We start from the raw sequence: 4,337 nt of genomic DNA on the forward strand, positions 1-4,337 counted from the left end.
ATTACTCTGATATTAGTCGCAGCTTATTTCTGGATGGCTGGCGTTGTATCTGAATGGGCTCATGACATTCAAGGCAGCAAAGAAACAGTCGCGGGGTATGCAAGGGCATTTTGCATTGGCATCACATGGCCCTATTGGATTTTCCTGTGCAAATCAGGAAGGCGGCATGAATAGATATGATGGAATAAATCTTGCCATTCTTTTAGCTCTATCACTCAAACCTCCGAAAGAATGGACGCCAGAGCTGATTGATGTTGAATGGCAGCAAAAATCGAACGAATCATGGCGACAGAAAGGGAGAAAGCCCTGGAGGCAGCGCCGATGACGCGAAGAAGCCCGACCCAGATAGCCATAGACAATCTTATCTTCCGCAAGACATCTCGAACCAAGCCTAAACCCCCAACCCCCGCCAGCGAAATACCCACATATGACGCTATCTATCCGTTATTAGCTAAACGCTGGCTAAGACTCAGGAGTAGAAAGAATGCTTGAACTACAGCGCTCCGTCTGCGCGTTCTGCCGAGCCACACTTAAGCCCGATGAAACATACAGCTGTGATGAATGCGAGCGTGAAAACGCTTCAATAGAAATGCTGGAGGAAGCCGATGATAAACAAGCTACCGAGCCATCGTAACTGCAAAGTATGCAAAACGAGGTTCAAGCCTGACCGCGTAGAAACGTGGTGGTGCTGTCCAGAACATCGAGAAGAGTACGCCATACTTTTATACCGAAAAGACCGTGAGCGAAGGCAGAAGAAGAAATCAGTAGCAGATAAGCAGCTAGCCAAAACACAGAAAGACGAATTGAAAGCCAGGAGGGAGAAGTTAAAGACCAAACCGCAGCGGATGGCAGAGGCCCAAGCAGCGTTTAACAAGTATGTGAGACTCAAATATTTAGGCACTCCCTGCATAAGTTGCGGCAGGTATCCAGAACAGAAGTACGGCGGAACGATGGAATGTGGACACTATCGAAGCCGAGGCGCAGCACCCCACCTCCGATTTAATCTTCACAATACTGGGTCCCAATGCGTTTATTGCAATCGACACCTAAGCGGCAATGTGGCCGGTTTCAGAATAGGGCTTATCGAGCGTGATGGCTTAGACAAAGTTCAGGAAGTAGATTCAAACCACGAAACCCGCAAGTTCGACATTCCATATCTAATCCGCATTAAAACCATCTTCACCAAAAAAGCCAAGATGCTTGAGAAAAGGCGATCCCATTTTCAGGAGGTAGCAGCGTGAACGCATATGTGAAAACCATTCCAGAGTTACTTATCGCCGCTTATGGCAACCAATCAACTGTGGCGGCCCAGCTAAACACTCAGCGCTCAACGGTGAAGAAGTATGCCAATGACGTGAAGGGAGAGCGCCACGCCATTGTTAATGGTCGGCTGATGGTTGGGACAACAGGCAGGAAGAGGTCAGCATGAGCAAAATTACCTACCCATGTGAGACAGGCGCGATTTTTCAGGATGTCATTTTCGTTATTAACCCACGGAATGCATCTGAATTGCTCGATGAAGCTGATAGGGCGGCTGAATTCTTCCTGGATTATTTCCCATACGCAACTCTGGAAAATATCCGTGAAGAAATCGTCTACAGCTTCGGCGGCCTGTATCTGAAAGACTTTCAGTTAATCAGGGAGGCAGCATGAGCTTAGAATCTGCATCAAAATATTTCTTCTGCAAAACTCAGTCCTTCACTGACTCACCTAGATGTACTGGCGACACTCTTACCGGCACTGATCATATGGGTGCTTTCGGAATGTGCCAGTCGAGGGCAGAGCTTGGCATTAAAGCTTTTTGGGGAAAGCTGGGGCTAAGTCAGGATGATGTTAAACGTGCAATTCAATTACTCACTCAGTATGGAATGAAGCATTGCGACAAGGTTGCAGCCTTACGCAAGCTAGACACTAAGATTAAAGTGAAGGTAGTGCAAAAGCTCGCAACTTTCGCCTACAAGGATTATTGCCGTAGCGCCTCTGGGGTGGAAGAGTGTCCGCGATGTAAGGGAAAGAAGTTTATCAGCGGAGCAAAGAACGTTATCAAGCACCCTGGTTGCGGGGATAAAACGCCAGCAAAAACTAAGGTCGAAGTTGTAGATGAAATTTGCACTCACTGTAATGGCAAAGGGCATCTTTCGGTAGCGTGTCGTGATTGCCGTGGCAGGCGAGTCGCTGTTGACCAAAAAGAAACAGAGAAACAAGGGGTTCCAGTTCTACGCGACTGCAAGCGCTGTAATGGGCTTGGGTATGAGCGAATACCGGCAGCAGACGCATTCAGGGCAATTTGTGCATTCACCGATTTAATTAGTGCGGCAACGTGGGATAAGACGATAAAACCGTTTTATGACTCGTTAATTCATCAGCTTGATGTCGAGGAAAGTAACGCAGAAAGGGTGCTTAAGGAGGTAACTAAATAATGCATTAAAAAATAGTTCATTATTTTATCTACAGCTATTTACTTTTCCGAAAGTTGGGGTTAGAGTTTCTAACAGTGGGAATTTGTCCATTGTTGACGCACTTGAAGCCTCGGTTAATCGCCGGGGCTTTTTGCTTTCTACATTCGCATGGGTACTGGATTGGTTAATCCAATCGTTGTGAAACAGTATCCAGCCGAATGTGGTGAATGCTCATGCTAAAGAGCCGCAATACTGGAGATGAAGTGACCGTGCAGGCTGGCAAAACTCCAGCAGACGGCCTGCAAGGGAGAGTGTAAAACCACTCCCCGACACGCGGAGTAGCGCAGTGAAAGTCTGACATATCCGAGATTAGCGCCGGACACCACATACCAACTTTTAAGGCTGCCAATTTGGTGGCCTTTTTTATTTAGCTCCCGTCAAAACAGTCAATCACTGAAAACACCCTCACACTTTCGAATGACTACGACGGGAGCTATTCCCTACACAACAGCACCCGACCAATAGCCGGGGATATATCCCCAACTGGGGGGTGGGTCATGAAGATGAACGATACCGGGCAATTACCTTATTGGTGGACAGCCTCACTTGCTTTGTTCTCCGCTCTTAGCTTGCAGGAATACATTTTTATAATCGGTGCACTGATAAGTGCCTGGTTCACCATAAAGACGTATTACGCGAATAGAAGAGAGAAAGCCGCTCAGATTAAAGAGCAGCAGGACCGGACGCAGATACTAAAAGATTACTTACAGGGCAAGCCTATTGGCAGTCACCCGGAAGCTATTCAGGTGGTCAATGAAGCGTTGCAGCAAATGGAGAGTGAGTGATGGCGACATTAAAGCGTGTTGCCACCGGTACCGCCTGCGCTGTATCAGCCATTATTGCAATCGTCGTATCTAACGGAACGGTTAGGACTAGCGAGAAAGGTTTAGAGCTTATTGGTAATGCCGAGTCATGCCGCCGTGACCCGTATGTCTGTCCGGCTGGAGTATTGACCGATGGCATTGGAAATACTCATGGAGTGAAGCAGGGCATCCGAAAGTCTGATGAGCAGATCGCCGCAGACTGGGAGAAGAACATTCTTCAGGCTGAATCCTGCGTGAACAAGTACGGCAATGGCAACAAGCTGAACCAAGGCCAGTTTGATGCGGTGACCTCAATCACATTTAATGCCGGCTGCCCCCAGATGCAGAAATCCACGATGTACCGGATGCTGAGAGAGGGAAAGTTTACTGAAGCCTGTTATCAGTTCCCTCGCTGGACTTATGGTGGCGGGAAACAGCTCCCCGGACTGGTTGTTAGGCGCGAGAAGGAGAAGGCGCTATGCCTGGGAAATTAACCGCCGCTCTGGTTGCCGTGCTTATCGCTTCACTGTTTGGACTAGCTTACTACCACTACCGAGTTCAATCGCTCAATCGTGATGTAGCTGAGTTAAGCAATGTAGCCAAGCAGCAACAAGCCACTCTCGACCAGATAGAAACTCAGCGTCAAACCGTAGCCGCTATCGATATCAAACACACCAAGGAGTTGGCAGATGCCAAATCTGAAAATGAGCGCCTTCGTGCTGATATCGCTAATGGCACTAAGCGGTTGCAGCTCAACGCAACATGTTCAAAGCCAGTGTCCAAAACCACCGGCCCCGCCAGCGTCCCTGATGATGCCAGCGCCAGACTTACTAACGCCGCTGAACGGGATTATATCAGTCTCAGAGAGCGAATCGGAATTGCAACCAGCCAAATAAACGGCTTGCAGGCGTATATCACTAACGTGTGCCTGGCTAAGTAGAATTCCCCCGACAAGGAATAGATAGCTTCTCTAGATGGAGGTGATCGCCTGTTTCACTGGGCCTATCTTGGCGGCTCGGAAAGACGAGAAGTGGTGTAGCAACGCCGAGAGGAGTAGCAAAGCCGCGAACAAAGA

At 48.4% G+C, this 4,337-nt stretch carries 8 protein-coding genes; all 8 read left to right on the forward strand.

The window, feature by feature from the left end; all coding sequences use genetic code 11:
• Positions 1-484: 484 nt before the first annotated feature.
• The 8 genes from V2A85_RS22230 to V2A85_RS22265 all read left to right on the forward strand — a co-directional run bounded on the left by V2A85_RS22230 (position 485) and on the right by V2A85_RS22265 (position 4,202).
• Positions 485-634 carry a hypothetical protein gene (locus V2A85_RS22230; protein ID WP_420072392.1) on the forward strand — a complete coding sequence of 50 codons (150 nt, stop codon included), beginning with the start codon at positions 485-487 and terminating at the stop codon, positions 632-634.
• Entirely contained in the window at positions 606-1,241 is a 636-nt protein-coding gene (locus tag V2A85_RS22235; protein ID WP_420072393.1) for a recombination protein NinG, read from the forward strand. The genes V2A85_RS22230 and V2A85_RS22235 overlap by 29 nt, the downstream gene beginning before the upstream one ends.
• Positions 1,238-1,429: a protein ninH gene (locus V2A85_RS22240; protein WP_050144638.1), complete on the forward strand. Its 192-nt coding sequence runs from the start codon at positions 1,238-1,240 to the stop codon at positions 1,427-1,429. Before V2A85_RS22235 ends, V2A85_RS22240 begins: the two co-directional genes overlap by 4 nt.
• The gene (locus V2A85_RS22245) at positions 1,426-1,653 is read left to right on the forward strand and encodes a hypothetical protein (protein ID WP_420072394.1); all 228 of its coding nucleotides are present in this window, start codon (positions 1,426-1,428) and stop codon (positions 1,651-1,653) included. Before V2A85_RS22240 ends, V2A85_RS22245 begins: the two co-directional genes overlap by 4 nt.
• Positions 1,650-2,420 (forward strand): antitermination protein, encoded by a 771-nt coding sequence (locus V2A85_RS22250; RefSeq protein ID WP_420072395.1) that lies wholly within the window; start codon positions 1,650-1,652, stop codon positions 2,418-2,420. The genes V2A85_RS22245 and V2A85_RS22250 overlap by 4 nt, the downstream gene beginning before the upstream one ends.
• Positions 2,421-2,962: 542 nt before the next feature.
• Positions 2,963-3,244 (forward strand): hypothetical protein, encoded by a 282-nt coding sequence (locus V2A85_RS22255; RefSeq protein ID WP_048620322.1) that lies wholly within the window; start codon positions 2,963-2,965, stop codon positions 3,242-3,244.
• A complete protein-coding gene (locus tag V2A85_RS22260; protein ID WP_420072396.1) occupies positions 3,244-3,756 on the forward strand; it encodes a lysozyme in 513 nt (170 codons plus the stop codon). The genes V2A85_RS22255 and V2A85_RS22260 overlap by 1 nt, the downstream gene beginning before the upstream one ends.
• Positions 3,741-4,202, forward strand: coding sequence for a lysis protein (locus V2A85_RS22265; protein WP_420072397.1), 462 nt, complete (start codon positions 3,741-3,743; stop codon positions 4,200-4,202). The genes V2A85_RS22260 and V2A85_RS22265 overlap by 16 nt, the downstream gene beginning before the upstream one ends.
• The last annotated feature ends 135 nt before the right edge of the window (positions 4,203-4,337 follow it).

The organism is Yersinia sp. 1252 StPb PI (assembly GCF_048593885.1).
GTDB lineage: Bacteria > Pseudomonadota > Gammaproteobacteria > Enterobacterales > Enterobacteriaceae > Yersinia > Yersinia enterocolitica_E.